The sequence below is a fragment of the Alloalcanivorax dieselolei B5 genome, assembly GCF_000300005.1.
Taxonomy (GTDB): Bacteria; Pseudomonadota; Gammaproteobacteria; order Pseudomonadales; family Alcanivoracaceae; genus Alloalcanivorax; species Alloalcanivorax dieselolei.
Genome location: NC_018691.1, coordinates 3,094,316 through 3,108,189, shown reverse-complemented (window position 1 = coordinate 3,108,189; position 13,874 = coordinate 3,094,316). Strand labels below are relative to the sequence as shown.

The 13,874-nt window shown below is 64.5% G+C and carries 15 protein-coding genes; all 15 read right to left on the bottom strand.

The features are described 5' to 3' along the window. Nucleotides 1–164: 164 nt before the first annotated feature. Nucleotides 165–410: a DUF2274 domain-containing protein gene (locus B5T_RS13860; protein WP_014995141.1), complete on the bottom strand. Its 246-nt coding sequence runs from the start codon at nt 408–410 to the stop codon at nt 165–167. After that, entirely contained in the window at nt 407–1,690 is a 1,284-nt protein-coding gene (locus tag B5T_RS13855; protein WP_014995140.1) for a TrbI/VirB10 family protein, read from the bottom strand. Before B5T_RS13855 ends, B5T_RS13860 begins: the two co-directional genes overlap by 4 nt. A gap of 2 nt (nt 1,691–1,692) precedes the next feature. After that, nucleotides 1,693–2,682, bottom strand: a complete 990-nt coding sequence (gene trbG, locus B5T_RS13850) for a P-type conjugative transfer protein TrbG (protein ID WP_014995139.1) — start codon at nt 2,680–2,682, stop codon at nt 1,693–1,695. After that, the gene (trbF, locus tag B5T_RS13845; RefSeq protein ID WP_014995138.1) at nt 2,679–3,383 is read right to left on the bottom strand and encodes a conjugal transfer protein TrbF; all 705 of its coding nucleotides are present in this window, start codon (nt 3,381–3,383) and stop codon (nt 2,679–2,681) included. Before trbF ends, trbG begins: the two co-directional genes overlap by 4 nt. A gap of 12 nt (nt 3,384–3,395) precedes the next feature. Next, nucleotides 3,396–4,742: a P-type conjugative transfer protein TrbL gene (trbL, locus tag B5T_RS13840; protein WP_014995137.1), complete on the bottom strand. Its 1,347-nt coding sequence runs from the start codon at nt 4,740–4,742 to the stop codon at nt 3,396–3,398. Further along, nucleotides 4,739–5,020, bottom strand: a complete 282-nt coding sequence (locus B5T_RS13835; protein ID WP_014995136.1) for a hypothetical protein — start codon at nt 5,018–5,020, stop codon at nt 4,739–4,741. The genes trbL and B5T_RS13835 overlap by 4 nt, the downstream gene beginning before the upstream one ends. Before the next feature lie 11 nt (nt 5,021–5,031). Continuing rightward, nucleotides 5,032–5,769 carry a P-type conjugative transfer protein TrbJ gene (gene trbJ, locus B5T_RS13830; protein WP_014995135.1) on the bottom strand — a complete coding sequence of 246 codons (738 nt, stop codon included), beginning with the start codon at nt 5,767–5,769 and terminating at the stop codon, nt 5,032–5,034. Then, the gene (gene trbE, locus B5T_RS13825; RefSeq protein WP_014995134.1) at nt 5,766–8,216 is read right to left on the bottom strand and encodes a conjugal transfer protein TrbE; all 2,451 of its coding nucleotides are present in this window, start codon (nt 8,214–8,216) and stop codon (nt 5,766–5,768) included. The genes trbJ and trbE overlap by 4 nt, the downstream gene beginning before the upstream one ends. 10 nt (nt 8,217–8,226) lie before the next feature. After that, on the bottom strand, nt 8,227–8,496 hold the full coding sequence (locus B5T_RS13820; RefSeq protein WP_014995133.1) for a VirB3 family type IV secretion system protein: 270 nt from the start codon (nt 8,494–8,496) through the stop codon (nt 8,227–8,229). After that, nucleotides 8,493–8,876 (bottom strand): TrbC/VirB2 family protein, encoded by a 384-nt coding sequence (locus tag B5T_RS13815; RefSeq protein ID WP_014995132.1) that lies wholly within the window; start codon nt 8,874–8,876, stop codon nt 8,493–8,495. Before B5T_RS13815 ends, B5T_RS13820 begins: the two co-directional genes overlap by 4 nt. Then, nucleotides 8,873–9,910 carry a P-type conjugative transfer ATPase TrbB gene (trbB, locus tag B5T_RS13810; RefSeq protein ID WP_014995131.1) on the bottom strand — a complete coding sequence of 346 codons (1,038 nt, stop codon included), beginning with the start codon at nt 9,908–9,910 and terminating at the stop codon, nt 8,873–8,875. Before trbB ends, B5T_RS13815 begins: the two co-directional genes overlap by 4 nt. Beyond that, nucleotides 9,907–10,371, bottom strand: coding sequence for a ribbon-helix-helix protein, CopG family (locus tag B5T_RS13805; protein ID WP_014995130.1), 465 nt, complete (start codon nt 10,369–10,371; stop codon nt 9,907–9,909). The genes trbB and B5T_RS13805 overlap by 4 nt, the downstream gene beginning before the upstream one ends. Then, entirely contained in the window at nt 10,368–12,371 is a 2,004-nt protein-coding gene (locus B5T_RS13800) for a conjugal transfer protein TraG (RefSeq protein WP_014995129.1), read from the bottom strand. Before B5T_RS13800 ends, B5T_RS13805 begins: the two co-directional genes overlap by 4 nt. Before the next feature lie 218 nt (nt 12,372–12,589). Next, nucleotides 12,590–12,838, bottom strand: a complete 249-nt coding sequence (locus tag B5T_RS13795; RefSeq protein WP_014995128.1) for an EexN family lipoprotein — start codon at nt 12,836–12,838, stop codon at nt 12,590–12,592. Then, nucleotides 12,835–13,779, bottom strand: coding sequence for a LysR family transcriptional regulator (locus tag B5T_RS13790; protein ID WP_014995127.1), 945 nt, complete (start codon nt 13,777–13,779; stop codon nt 12,835–12,837). The genes B5T_RS13795 and B5T_RS13790 overlap by 4 nt, the downstream gene beginning before the upstream one ends. Nucleotides 13,780–13,874: the final 95 nt, after the last annotated feature.

Sequence of the window (13,874 nt, the reverse complement as noted above, 5' to 3'; positions counted from 1 at the left end):
TCAGGGCTTCCGGCTTGAAGGGCTAGGAACCACATAGGAGCATCGCGGCAGAAAGCCTCATCGCGTCATGGTGGGCAGTAGAGCAACCATCGGAGCATTGTCTCATCCTTCTCACCGCTGAAAGTGAAAGCGCAGCCCTTGGGCTGCCGATGGTCGAAACGTCGTCAGCCAGGTTTCGGGGGCGGGGCCTTGGCCCCGCCTCCTTTCCTGAACCCCCGATCGCCCGCCATGAACGCCTCAAGCATGTGAGGGATCAGTGTGGTCGCATCGACTACTTCGCCGTAGGCCTGCGCGTGCAGCGCGGCGTAGCGTTCAAGATCGGTCTTAAGGCTGGCCGGGCAAGCGAAGGTCAGCTTGACGCTTTCGGTCTTGGGCAACGGGCCCAGTCGTAGCTTGCGCGTCGTGCTCATCGTGAAGTGCTCCGGTTGAAGAACAACGGTTGGTAGGGCCGCAGCACAAGGTCGCGGTTGACGATGATGCGCACCGGCAGGCCTGGCCGCTCTGTCAGAGTTGGCTGGATGTTGAGATTGCGCCGGGTCATCTCCTGCCCGGCCTGGTTCACGCTGTCCTGCAGGCTGTCGCGGCCGGCGATGATGACGCGATCGTCGCCCTGGCGGTTCTCCGGCGCGGCCAGTTCGGCGCCGACGCCCAGCAGCGTCGTCAACGCCGCACCAGCGAAGATGCGACCCCAATGCCAATCGACGCCATCCTCCAGTCCGGCATAGCCGGCTGGGTCTGTGCCGGCTAGGTTGTCCAGCGTGAGCGAGGACGTGTCCGGCAGAATGACCCTGTTCCACACCACCTGCACACGGCTTTGCCCATAAGCGACTTGGCTGTTGTACTTCCCGAAGATGCGCGACCCCTGCGGTATTAGCAGATAGCGGCCGGTCGCGGTGTCGTACACCGGCTCCGTCACTGTGCCGATCACGTCACCCGGCAGGTCGGACTTGATGCCCGTTACGAGCGCGGCCGCGATCACCGTGCCAGCCATTACCTGGTACGGCGAAGTCGGCATTTGCAGGTTGCCGGAATTCCGTGGGTCCGTGGTTCCGGCTTGCTGGAACGCCTCCTTCTGGTCTTGCCTGTTCTGTAAGGCCGTCGGGTCGGCGGGCTGGGCCGCCGTCGAGGCTGGCCCAGCGGCCTGCGGATCGAAGCCCGCCAAGCCAGGAGTTGGGCTGGCAGCGGCCACCTGCGCCGGCGCGTTAGCGGCGCGTTGGTTGCTGGAGTGGAAGAACACTGACGATCCCGCTGCCGCTTCGGCTTCCTTGCGCCGCGCGTCACGCTCGGCAGCGGCGGGGTCATGGCCAGGCGGCCTGTAGCTGGCCACGGCCGGCTGCTCTGCCTTCACGATGGCCGGCCCCAGATCGCCGGGCAACGGCGGCCCCAGTTCCGGCACCTTGGGCGGCAGCTTGGAGTAATCGGCTGGAAGCTGGTCCAGTCCTTCGGAACGCGAGACTCGATCGACGTTGTAAAGCTCGGCCGGCTCGTTGCCGCCGCGCCGATGCGTCGGCTGTAATGACAATATCGTTGCGCCCAGAACGACGACGCCGAGGCCGCCTGTCAGCAGCGCCAGTGTCCGCCGATTCAAGCGTGTCACGGGGCGCGGCTGAGCCCGCAGCGCCACATTCTCGGGCGCGACCTTCGGCGCAGCATCGGGAATTGGCACGTCTGGGGTTTCTTCCTCGCTCATGGTCAGTTCCCCCGCCTGCCATCCGTGCGCTCGATGCGCACCACGTCGCCCTTGTCACCGCCCAGGCGAAGTTCGGCCGCGCCGAACAGCCGATCGACGATGTAGTACGGTAAGCGAAAGCGGTAATTCACCAGTTGACCGTCGCCCTGCGCACCGATCACGAACAAGGGCGGCAACTCGCCCTGAGCGATGCCTTCCGGGAACTGGATATAGACCTTCTCGCCATCGTCGAAGGCACGCAGCGGCTTCCACGGTGGATTGCTGCCGCTGACCGCATAGCGGAAGCGGATCTTCTCCAGCGATAAACCGGTATCGACCGGCGCAGTCGCCTGCGCGGCCTGCGACTGGCGCTGCAAGGCCAACATCCGGTCTTTCGGATAGTCCCAGGACACCGATGCCATCCATGTTTTTTCTGTCGAGGTCAGCTCCAGCAGGTATGTCCTGCGGTTCGTCGTGACGACCAGATTGGTCTTGAGGCCCGACCGGGTGGGCTTTACCAGCACGTTGACGCGCAATTTGTCGCCGGCTCCGCTTGACGTATCGCCGACAATCCAGCGCACGGTGTCGCCGGCGGCCACCGTCACCAGCTCCTCGCCCGGCTGGAGCGATACGACGGTGACGCGTCCCGGCGCGGCATAGACTTGGTACAGCGCGCCATCGGTGAACGGCCACACCTGAATCGCGTTGACGTAGCCTTCGCGAGTCGGCGCAATGCGCGCCTCGGCGTTCGCACGCGAGACGCGCATGGTTTCGTCGGCCGGCTCCTGCGCGGGCTTGGCTTCATCCACGTCAGGTAGCGGCTTCATCTGCGCCGGCATCGGCAGCACCTTCGGCATCTCCACCACTTCCACCGGCTTTGGTGGTTCGGGCAACGGCTGCGCCAGCACCGGCTCATCGAGTGAGATGTGCGGCGGTGGCTTGCCCTGCGAGGCGCAGCCCGACAGGGCCGCCAAGGTCAGGACAAAAGCGTAAAAGCGGAAAGACAGGTTCATGGCTTGGCTCCTTCAGACGCATCCAGCTCGCGGCTCCACGACAGGCCGTTAACGTAGATGCCCAGCGGGTTCTTGCGCAGGCGTTGCTCGGTACGCGGGGTTTGCAGGACGACGGAAATCACTGCGTTCCAGCGTTGGGTGCCGGCCGGTGCGCCGTTGACGAAACGTTGCTCCGTCCAGCGCACGTTGAATGACGAATCGCTGGCGCGCACGACACTGGTGATTTGCACCGTCACCGACTCCTTGCCGACGCGCGCAAACGGATCGTTCGTACGCGCGTAGTCGTTGAGCACTGCCGCACCGCGGTCGGTGGTGTAGTCATAGGCATCGAGCCAGTTTTGCCGCACGACGATGGGATCGATCGACAGCGAGCGAACCAGCGTGATGAAGTGCGCTAGGTGGAAAGCGACCTGCGCATCCTCCGGCCGGTATGGTGTGGCGGCTTCGCCGACCGCGCGTACCTGACCGGACTTGTCCACCTCAACCACATAGGGCGTCACGATGGATTGCGCCGAAAGCCACACCAGACTGCCCGCCATCAGCAGCGCGAGCACGAAGGAGCCAAAGGCCATCAGCCGCCAGTTCTTCGCCTGCACGCGGGCCGAGCCGATGCGCTCGTCCCATGCCTGCGCAGCGGCTTGATACGGAGTGGCAGGTTGCGGCGTATCGGCATAGCGCACCTGCGGTCGTCTGAATCGCATGGTTCGTTCTCCTTATGAATTGGAATCACTCAGGCTGGGGCCTTGTGCCGAGCCGCCGCCGTCACCACCGCGCAGCGTGTGCGCGGCGGTAGTTGCGGCGTGGGCGATCTGCTGGCGGCGATGCAGGTGCTTGGCCCAAGCGGGTTGTTGTTGGTTGGCTGCATTGGTCGGGGCTTCGCCTGTGGCAGCAGGACCAGATGCCCCGGCACCGTCGCCGCTGAAGGCGGCTGCGGCTCGTTGCCCGAAAGAGCGCGCGCCGGCGGCGGCCTTCTGGCCGACCGCCTGCGCACCGGTCTTGGCGACGTTGCCCAGGCCAGCCATCGCACCCTTCGCGCCACCGCCGACAGAGGTAGAACCGGCCTGAAACGCCGACCGCGCGCTACCAGCGGTCGAGGCGGCGGCACGCGCACCGCTGCCGGCCATCTTCGCGGCCGCTGGCGCCATACGCGCTCCCGCCGCAACAGCACCACCGACGCCAGTGGCAGCGGCACCGACCGCGACAGCGGTTCCGGCCGCGGCCAAGGCCGCGCCAGCCATCGCACCCGCACCGAGTTGCGGACCGCCGGAAATCAGCCCCGTGGCGATGCCGGGTCCAAAAATGCCAAGAGCCAGCAAGGCAAGCGAGGCCAGCATCACGACAAGCGCATGCTCGATGGATGGCTCGTCGGGTGTAACCTGGAACTCGGCGAATAGGCCGGTGCCGATGCCCACGATGACGGCCAGCACCAATACCTTGACGCCCGACGACACTACGTTGCCGAGTACCTTTTCGGCGAGAAACGCGGTCTTATTCCAGAGCGCGAACGGCACCAGGACGAAACCGGCAAGCGTGGTCAGCTTGAACTCGATCAGCGTGATGAAAAGCTGCACCGCCAGCACGAAGAAGCAGACGATGACGGTCAGCCAGGCGAGGAACATCACGACGATGGGCGTGATGTTGATGAACACTTCCGGAAAGCCGGCCATGTCACTGATCTGGTCGAGGATTGGCGCAGCCGCATCGATGCCGGCCTTGGCGAGACGCCCCGGCTGCAGAAACGTCGCCATGTCGATCGATCCGGTCGCGGTCAGACCCAGTCCCGCGAACGAGCGGAACACGATGCTCGCCAGCCAGTTGAAGTTGCCGATGATGTAGGCGAAGGCACCGACATAGAGCACCTTGCGGATGAGCTTCGCCATCACGTCTTCGCCCTGGCCGGTGGCATGGCCGAGCGCCCAATAGAGGCCGGCAAGGGTCATATCGATGACGACCAGCGTGGCGGTCAGGAACGCGACTTCGCCACGCAACAGGCCAAAGCCGGAATCGATGTAGGTGGAGAAGACGTTGAGGAAGCGGTCGATAATGGCAACGTCGTTCATGGCCGCCCCTCCATGGGGTCATCGAAGCTGGCCGGAATCGGCGGCAGATCGGTCAGCGTCTGGTATTCATCCGGCCCGGCCTGCCCGGAAAGGAAGCGCCGCAGATCGGCTTGGGCGACTTGCTCGCAGAACGCGCCGTTGTGCTCGCCACGGCTGCACTGCGCGCGCAGCGTGTGCAGTCGCGTCGGATCGGCGGCCAACGTATCGACCGAGAGGGCCTGGGGCCGGTCGCAGCCGGCCAGCAGGCACAAGGCAACAAGGACAGGCGCGCGCGTCATGGCAGTGCCCGTCAGTTGTTGTAGAAGTTCACGGGCTGCGGCGTGTACGGCGTGCCGGTGCCGAGGAAGCGCCGTGTTACCTCGCGGCCACGTTCGACGGCAGCAGCCTGCCGCGCCAGTTCCAGCGCCGTCGCGCGGCCCTGCGTGAGCTGGAGCTGCTGCGCCTGGATGGATTGCTTCGCCTGCAAGGCCAGAAGTTGATTGGTCGCCTGCTGGGCCTGCAAAGCGCCGGTGGCCGACTGGCTCTGACCGACCAAATCCGTCAGCACGCTTTCGTCTTCAGTCAGGTTCTGCGATACCTGCGCCTGCATCTGCATCGCAGTCTGCAAGCCGCCCATCGTGTTGCGCCAACGCTGTTGTGCGTCCTGGTACATCTGATTGCCACTCACGGTGGCGGCGTATTGCTCCGGGTACAGGCGCGCGAAGTCCTGATTCATGTTCTGTACCTCGAACGCTAGCCCCTGCGCCTGCGCGATCAGCCGGTCGGTGGCAGCGAGCGTCGAGCGCAGCCGGTTGACCACGTTGAATGGCAGGCTGGCCAGGTTGCGCCCCTGATTGACGAGCATTTGCGCTTCGTTCTGGAGCTGGTTGATCTGGTTCTCGATCATTTCCATCGTGCGGATCGCCGTCAGCGTGTTCTGCACGAGATTGGTCGGGTCGATGACCGTGATAGCGGATGCCGGCTGGGCGAGCATGAGCGAGCCAGACAGCGCGACGGCGAGGGAAGCGGAAAGCAAGCGGGTCTTCATGGTGAAACCTCCAGTGGTTGAGAAGCGAGGAAGGAAGCGGCAGATGGCGCGGACGGCAACAGGTCGGCCGCCCAATCCAGGCCGCTGTGGCGCAGCCAGGCGCCAGCAAAGCCCGGCGCTCCTGCGTCGCGCAGCACGCCGTCGATGGCGCGCTGGTCCTGGGGCATCGAGGCGCCTGCGAATGCAAGCGTGACCGATCCCAAGTCGAGGTCGAACAGGCGATTGCCTGCACGGGATTGGTAGTAGTAGTCGCGCTTGGGCTGCGCGGTGGCGACGATCTCGATCTGGCGGCTGTTGAGGCCAAAGCCTTCGTAGATCGTGCGAATCTGCGGCTCGGTTGCCTGCGGGTTCGGCAGGAAGATGCGACTCGCGCAGCTTTCGATGATCGCGGGCGCGATGCTCGAATCCTTGATGTCTGCAAGCGACTGCGTGGCGAAGATGACGCTGACGTTCTTCTTGCGCAGCGTCTTCAGCCACTGGCGGATGCGCGCGGCGAATACCGGATCGTCGAGGAACAGCCAGGATTCATCGAGGATCAGCAAAGTCGGCGCACCGTCGAACCGCTCATCGAAGCGCGCGAACAGGTAGCCCAGCACAGCTAACACCGCAGCCTTGCTGTGCATCAGCTCCTCCATCTCGAAGCACTGCACGTCGGCCGCGCCCAGGCGGTCGTGATCGGCATCGAGCAGCCTGCCGTGCGCGCCGCCGAGCACGTAGGGCGCGAGTGCCTGGCGCAGCGCGTTCGACTGCAACAACACCGACAGGCCCGTGAGCGTTCGCTGTTCGACCGGCGCGCCGGCGAGACTCCCGAGCGCCGACCAGATGGCCGCCTTCTCGTCGGGGCCGACGGGGACACCTTCGTGGGTCAGGCGACCTTCGACCCATTCGGCGGCCCAGGTTCGATAGCTCTCCCGGTCGATGTGCGCGAGCGGCTGGAAGGCGATCGCGCCATCAGCGCCGAGATCGTAGTATTCGCCGCCCAGGCCCAGCGCCGTCGCCCGCATGGAGCGGCCCATGTCGAACGCGAAAATGCGCGAGCCGGGATAGCGGCGGAACTGCATGGCCAGCGTAGCAAGCAAGACCGACTTGCCCATGCCGGTGGGGCCGGCGATCAGCGTGTGACCCACGTCGCCGATGTGCGTCACCAGCCGAAACGGCGTCGCGCCTTCGGTGCGGGTGACGATCAACGGCGGGCCGTCGAGATGGGCGTTCTTCTCCGGCCCGGCCCACACCGCCGATACCGGCATCAGGTGCGCGAGGTTCAGCGTCGAGACGATGGGCTGTCGCACGTTGGCGTAGGCGTTGCCTGGCACCGACGATAGCCACGCCTCCACCGAATTGAGGGTTTCGGGAATCGTCACGAACCCTCGACCCTGAATCGCGCGCTCCACCATGCGCAGCTTCTCGTCAGCCGTGTTGGCATCGGCATCGAGCACCGTCACGGTCGCGGTGACGTAGCCGAAGGCAACTTGATCGCTGCCCAGTTCCTGCAAGGCAGCGTCGGCATCCGCCGATTTGTTGCTGGCGTCGGTATCCACCAACGGGCTTTCCTGCTGGAAGATGGTTTCGCGCAGAAGCGCCACCACGTTCTTGCGCTTGGCGAACCACTGCCGGCGCAGGCGGCCGAGTTCCTTTTCGGCCTCCGATTTGTCCATGCACAAAAAGCGCGTGCTCCAGCGGTAGGCGAAGCCCAGCCGGTTGAGGTCGTCCAGAATCCCCGGCCAGGTCGAGGTTGGGAAGCCGCGTACCGTGGCGATGCGCAGGTGCTGGTCGCCAAGCATTGGTGCGAGGCCGCCGATCAAGGGCGCGTCAGCAAGCAGCGCGTCAAGGTGGAACGGCACGTCCGGCACGGCGACGCGGTAGCGCCGTGTCGAGACGGTCGCATGCAGGTAGGTCAGCGTTTCGGCGTCATCGAGCCAGTCGATCTCCGGCATCACACCATCGAGCAGGTCGAAGACGCGGCCCGTTTCCGCGACGAACGCGGTCATGCGTTCGCGCCAGTCCACGCCTGCGGTCGGCGTGTTCTCGTACAGCAGCTTCGCTGCGCGGGCGCGGGATTCCTCCGCCGGGAGGTATTGCAGCGTGAGGTGATAGCCGCTCTCGAAGTGGTGGCCTGATTCCTCGAAGGTCGCGCGCCGTTCCTCGTCCACCAGCCACGACAACGGTTCGGGGAAATCCGAGCGCGGATAATCCGCCGCCGGCCGGCGTTCGGCTTCGACGAACAGCGCCCAGCCGGCGCCGAGTCGGCGCAGCGCGTTGTTCAAGCGCGCCGTCGTGGCGATCAGCTCGCCTTGCGTCGCGCTGTCCAGATCAGGGCCACGAAAGCGCGCCGTGCGCTGGAAACTGCCGTCCTTGTTCAAGACGACACCCGGCGCGACCAGTCCGGCCCACGGCAGCCAGTCGGCAAGTAATGCGGGGCGCTGGCGGTATTCGGCGAGATTCAACATGGCTCGGTCCTCACACGTCCAACAGCGGCTTGTGCTTGATGTGCTTAGCGAACACCTGCATGAACTGCGGATCGACGCGCGCCCCCCACACCGCCAGCGAATGGCCGACGATCCAGAGCACGACGCCGGGAATCCACAGTTGCAGGCCCAGGCCGACGGCAGCGGCCAGCGTCCCGTTGGCAATTGCCACGGTGCGCGGCGCGCCGCCCATCAGGATCGGCTCGGTCAGCGAGCGGTGAAGTGGCACCTCGAAGCCCGGCAAGTCGTTAGCCGTGCTCATACGACGGCCCCGCCGGAGAAGCTGAAGAACGACAGGAAGAAGCTCGACGCCGCGAACGCGATGGTCAGACCGAACACGATCTGGATCAGCTTGCGGAAGCCGCCGCTCGTGTCGCCGAAGGCCAGCGCCAGGCCGGTGGCGATGATGATGATGACCGCAACGATGCGCGCGACCGGCCCTTGGATGGATTCGAGAATGGATTCGAGCGGGCCTTCCCAGGGCATCGACGAACCGGCAGCCCGTGCCGTGCCGGCCGTCGTCAGCATCACGGCGGCGGTCAGCAGGCCGTGATGCGCGGGGCCAGCCAGGCGCCGCAGGCGAGCCAGGATTGAGGCCGGATTTACGGAAATGCGGAAAGTATGGGCGTGCATCTGTGTCATGGCAGTTCTCCAAGGTGGTCAGGGGATGGGGGAAAAAGCGGCAGTTCTGGAAGCGGTGGCTCCAGTGCATCCGCGAGGCGATAGCCCACGCCGTCGAAACCAAGGACGCGGGCAATGCTCTCGATGCGGCGACGCCGGCCACGGCCGGCGATATGGATGACGACGTTGACGGCCTCGGCGACGAGCGCCCGCGGCGGATTCACAGCGACTTCGAGAATCAGTTGCTCCAGGCGCAAAAGCGCGCCGACGGCAGAACCGGCATGGATCGTGGCGATGCCGCCGGGATGGCCGGTGCCCCACACCTTGATGAGATCCAGCGCTTCGCCGCCGCGTACTTCGCCGACGATCACGCGGTCGGGGCGCAGCCGCATCGTGGCGCGAACCAGTTCGGTCATCGACACGACACCGGCACGCGTGCGCAGCGGCACGTGGTCGCGCGCCGTGCATTGCAGTTCGATGGTGTCTTCGAGCACCAACACGCGGTCGCCGGTGGCGGCGATTTCCGCGAGTAAGGCATTGGCGAGCGTGGTCTTGCCGGTGCTGGTGCCGCCAGCGATCAAGATGTTCTGTCGCTCGCGCACTGCCCCCCGCAAGAACTCGGCTTGTTCGACCGTCATCATCCCGTCGGAGACATAGCGCTCCAGCGGGATCACGCCCACCGCGCGCTTGCGTAGCGCGAAGGCTGGCCCCGGCGCGGCTGGTGGCAGGATGCCCTCGAAGCGTTCGCCGGTTTCTGGCAACTCAGCGCTCAAGAGCGGCTGGCCGCGATGGACTTCCGCGCCAACATGCGCGGCGACCAAGCGAATGATGCGTTCGCCGTCTTCCTCTGACAGTTCTGCGCCCAGCGGCGCGCGGCCGGACGACAGGCGATCGACCCAAAGTGTGCGATCGGGGTTGAGCATGATTTCCACCACGTCCGGGTCTTCGAGCGCGGCGGCGATCAACGGTCCCATCGCCGTGCGCAGCATGCGGATGCGCCGGTCGAGCGACGTGGTGGCGAAGGACTGCCCGACAGTCGAGGGGATGGCGCTCATGAAGCACGCTCCTGAGCCTCAGCCATAGCCGCCGCATCGTCCAAGTGAGAAGTGTCGGGATGCAGTTCCTCCACCACGTCGCGCACCAGGCTGCGCCCGCGCATCAGGTGGCGGCCGAGTTGTTCAACGAACTGCTCGAAGCGCGCTTTGCCTTGCGCGCGTGCTGCGTCTTGATGGGCTTCAGGAACCGGCGTGCTGACCGTCAGGAAGTAGCGGACAAACAGCCCCAGCGTTTCGATCTCGATGTTCTGGTCGCGCTCCAGCCTCTCGAACTGGCGCGACAGTCGATCCAACCGCTTGGCGATGGCGGCCTCGCGCTGGTCGCCCGCGTCCGGCGACAGCCAGGACGCTAGCGCCGCCGCGACGATGGACGACTTGGACACGCCTTTCTTGGCGGCCAGTTCGTCGAGCCGCTTGGCGTGCTCGTGCGGAATGAACAGGTTGAGGCGGTATTGGCTCATAGCTCGATTCCGTCGTGTTGGTCGAGGGATGCCAGCCGGGCCGTGCGCTGCATGGCCGGGTCGAGCTGGCGAGGAAGGGGCAACGGCAAGTCGTCGTCATCGAGCAGCGCCAGGTCGCTGGTCGCTGGCTCTTGGTCGGGGAGGTATTCGGTGACCTCGGATAGCTCCGGTTGTCGACGCGGTCCGCCGTCGTCGGCAGCGGCTTCGCTGTCGGTCAAGTTCAGCGCTGCGGTCGAAGCGGCAGGTACGACAGGGATAGCCAAGCCGCTCCAGTCGTCTGGACGGAGCGGCGGCGCATCGGCGTAGCGCCCGGCGGTGAGCGTGGGCGGCGGTAGCACGCGCTGCTGGAAATTCGCGTCGGCGTAGTAGCGCAACTTCTTGGCCTTGATCGGCGCGAGGCTCGACACCATCACCACGCCGTCGTCCGGCGGGAGTTGCATCATTTCGCCGGGCGTCAACAGCGGACGCGCGGTTTCTTGCCGCGACACCATCAGGTGCCCCAGCCAAGGCGCGAGCCGGTGGCCGGCGTAGTTGCGCTGTGCGCGCAACTCGGTAGCGGTGCCCAGCGCTTCGGAAATGCGCTTGGCGGTGCGTTCGTCGTTGGTGGCGAATGTCACGCGCACATGGCAGTTGTCGAGAATGGAATGGTTCTGGCCGTAGGCCTTATCGATCTGATTGAGCGACTGCGCGATGAGGAAACTGCGGATGCCATAGCCGGCCATAAACGCCAGCGCTGTCTCGAAGAAATCGAGCCGGCCCAGTGCCGGGAACTCATCGAGCATCAGCAACAGCTTGTGACGGCGTGCAATGTCGTCGCTGCCGTCGAGCGATTCCGTTAAACGCCGGCCGATCTGGTTGAGAATCAACCGCACCAGTGGCTTCGTGCGGCTGATGTCGGACGGCGGCACGACGAGGTACAGCGAGACGGGATGCTCGGATGCGATCAGGTCGGCGATGCGCCAGTCGCAACGCGATGTGACTTCGGCCACCGTGGGATCGCGGTACAGGCCGAGGAAGGACATGGCCGTGGACAGCACGCCAGACCGCTCGTTGTCCGACTTGTTAAGCACTTCGCGCGCGGCGGATGCGACAACGGGATGCGGCGTATCTCCGAGATGCCGCGTCGTCATCATCCGATGCAGCGTCAGCTCGAACGGGCACGCCGGATCGGACAGGAAGTTGGCGACGCCGCGCAGTGTCTTATCGGTTCCCGCATAGAGCACATGCAGGATGGCGCCGACCAGGAGCGCGTGCGAAGTCTTTTCCCAATGGTTGCGGCGCTCCAGCGCACCTTCGGGATCAACCAGGATGTCGGCGATGTTCTGTACGTCGCGCACCTCATGCGCGCCGCGCCGGACTTCCAGCAGCGGGTTGTAGGCCGCCGACTTCGAATCAGTGGGGTTGAATAGGAGGCAGTGCGAGAAGCGCGAACGCCATCCGGCGGTGATCTGCCAGTTCTCGCCTTTGATGTCGTGAATGACGGCGGACGCTGGCCAGCTCAACAGCGTGGGAACTACCAGGCCGACGCCCTTGCCGGATCGCGTCGGTGCGAAGGTCAGGACGTGCTCCGGGCCTTCGTGCCGCAGGTATTGGTCGTCATGCCGACCAAGGAAGACGCCTGCGGGCTGCGTTAGTCCCGCCTTTCGAATATCAGCTGCGTCGGCCCAGCGCGCCGACCCGTAGGTCGTCACCAGTTTCGATTGCCGCGAGCGCCACACGGACATGGCGATGGCGACCACGACAGCCACCAAGCCGCTGCCGCCCGCAATCGCGCCGCCCGTGTCGAAGACTCGGGGCGCATAAGCATCGAAGAAGAACCACCACTCGAACAACCGCCACGGGTGATAGACCGGCGTGCCGAAGAAATCGAACCAGGGCGAGCCTAGGCGTAGCTGGTAGCCCAGTGCGGCGGCTGTCCACTGTGTGGCGATCCACACACCGGCGATAGCGATGCCGAAGACGACACCGACCTGCCCGAAAAACACGCCTTGACCTTGCATCCTGGCCTCCGCTCTCCTGCGCAACCGGCGGCACAAAGGCGTGCCGCACACTCGAGGGTCGGGGTCAGTTCAAGGACGGTCAAAGACCGTTATCGGGACAAAGGTCGACGAAAAAGCAAGATTTCACGTCACGGCGAATCGAGGGAAAATGCCTCGGGCAATGCCGTATTGCAGCGTGCCTGCTTAGGAAGCCGATATCGCGTGCGAATTGGCTACGCTCAGAACTTAGGAGATTCCTTTGGCGGGTTGTAGGGTACCTTGCTGTCTCCAAAGAAGCGTCGATTCGACGCCTCGGCCACACGATTGCAAAGTTCGCCGCCTAGCTTGGCGCGATCTGTTTTGCACTGCTGGCGCAGTTCCTTCAGTCGTTCGGGATTGGCCGCAAGCGACGCTACCGTTTCGGTTGACTCGGATTTTCCGCAGGCGGCTAGTGCCACGGCGAGTATCATCACCATGCTCTTGTTCATGTCTTTGGTTCCTTCAATCCATCAAACGGGGGTGTTGTGGAAGGCTTTTGTCCACTGGGCGATTCGGTAGAACTTACCCTTTCGATGAAACGCGCCAGTGGCTGAGACGTCTCTCCGTCCAGACGCAACAGATAAGTGGTGAGCATCGGCGTGCGGCCGGCCAGTGGGCGCGCCACTACGCCCGGCTCGCGGCTGGCTGCGATATGCGAGGCGCCAGCTAGCCCCAAAGCAAAACCTGCCGACACCAAAGCCATCAATAGATCGATAGTACTGACTCGCTCGACAATCAGGGGCTCCTGCTCTACTCGTCGGAGCGCGCGATCTATCTGGCGTACATGGCCTTCGCAGGTCTGAGGATCGCCGAGTACCAGCGGATAGTGCAGAACTTCCTCTAAGGGAATGCGTTTGTACTTCAAGAGAGGATGGCGAGCAGGCACTGCTACCATCAGCGGATCACCCCAAACGGGTTCCGCGATAACGCCATCGCCAACTTCGTCCGATTGGGCAAAGCCTACGTCATACAGATCCTCGTGCAGGCCCTTGATTTGCTGCGCTAGCGGGACCTCCGACAAGCGAATCTCGGTCTCAGGTTCCTCTTGGCGGCACAAGGCCAGAAACGTTGAGAATCGCAGTGGCGTGATGCCGTCGGAGAGTGCAACCCGCAACTGGCCGTGAAAGCCATTGGCGGCGGCTTTCACACTGTCGTGTGCCTGCTGCAAGGCGGTGAACACACGGGGCACACGCTCAAGAAACAGCTTCCCGGCATGAGTAAGCCGAGTGCTGCGCGTGGTACGGACGAACAATTTCACTCCGAGGTCTTCTTCCAACTCCTTTATTGCACGCGACAACGGCGACTGCTCGATATGCAATCGCTCGGCAGCACGGGCGAAATGAAGTTCTTCGGCAACAGCCAGAAAACATCTGAGATGACGCAATTCCATAGAGCAAGCCTCCCGCGTGAAGGAAGCCGCCGGTTGGCAATCGCGCCAAACCGAGACGGTTGACGACGATCATGGCTTGCTCCGAAGGGACGTTC

What these genes read in the sequence shown, in the direction of transcription:
- trbE (WP_014995134.1), bottom strand. Translation starts at nt 8,216, where the DNA reads ATGTTGAATCTCGCCGAATACCGCCAGCGCCCCGCATTACTTGCCGAC.
- trbG (WP_014995139.1), bottom strand. Translation starts at nt 2,682, where the DNA reads ATGAACCTGTCTTTCCGCTTTTACGCTTTTGTCCTGACCTTGGCGGCC.
- B5T_RS13855 (WP_014995140.1), bottom strand. Translation starts at nt 1,690, where the DNA reads ATGAGCGAGGAAGAAACCCCAGACGTGCCAATTCCCGATGCTGCGCCG.
- B5T_RS13820 (WP_014995133.1), bottom strand. Translation starts at nt 8,496, where the DNA reads ATGAGCACGGCTAACGACTTGCCGGGCTTCGAGGTGCCACTTCACCGC.
- trbJ (WP_014995135.1), bottom strand. Translation starts at nt 5,769, where the DNA reads ATGAAGACCCGCTTGCTTTCCGCTTCCCTCGCCGTCGCGCTGTCTGGC.
- B5T_RS13815 (WP_014995132.1), bottom strand. Translation starts at nt 8,876, where the DNA reads ATGACACAGATGCACGCCCATACTTTCCGCATTTCCGTAAATCCGGCC.
- B5T_RS13860 (WP_014995141.1), bottom strand. Translation starts at nt 410, where the DNA reads ATGAGCACGACGCGCAAGCTACGACTGGGCCCGTTGCCCAAGACCGAA.
- B5T_RS13800 (WP_014995129.1), bottom strand. Translation starts at nt 12,371, where the DNA reads ATGCAAGGTCAAGGCGTGTTTTTCGGGCAGGTCGGTGTCGTCTTCGGC.
- B5T_RS13835 (WP_014995136.1), bottom strand. Translation starts at nt 5,020, where the DNA reads ATGACGCGCGCGCCTGTCCTTGTTGCCTTGTGCCTGCTGGCCGGCTGC.
- B5T_RS13795 (WP_014995128.1), bottom strand. Translation starts at nt 12,838, where the DNA reads ATGAACAAGAGCATGGTGATGATACTCGCCGTGGCACTAGCCGCCTGC.
- B5T_RS13790 (WP_014995127.1), bottom strand. Translation starts at nt 13,779, where the DNA reads ATGGAATTGCGTCATCTCAGATGTTTTCTGGCTGTTGCCGAAGAACTT.
- B5T_RS13805 (WP_014995130.1), bottom strand. Translation starts at nt 10,371, where the DNA reads ATGAGCCAATACCGCCTCAACCTGTTCATTCCGCACGAGCACGCCAAG.
- trbF (WP_014995138.1), bottom strand. Translation starts at nt 3,383, where the DNA reads ATGCGATTCAGACGACCGCAGGTGCGCTATGCCGATACGCCGCAACCT.
- trbL (WP_014995137.1), bottom strand. Translation starts at nt 4,742, where the DNA reads ATGAACGACGTTGCCATTATCGACCGCTTCCTCAACGTCTTCTCCACC.
- trbB (WP_014995131.1), bottom strand. Translation starts at nt 9,910, where the DNA reads ATGAGCGCCATCCCCTCGACTGTCGGGCAGTCCTTCGCCACCACGTCG.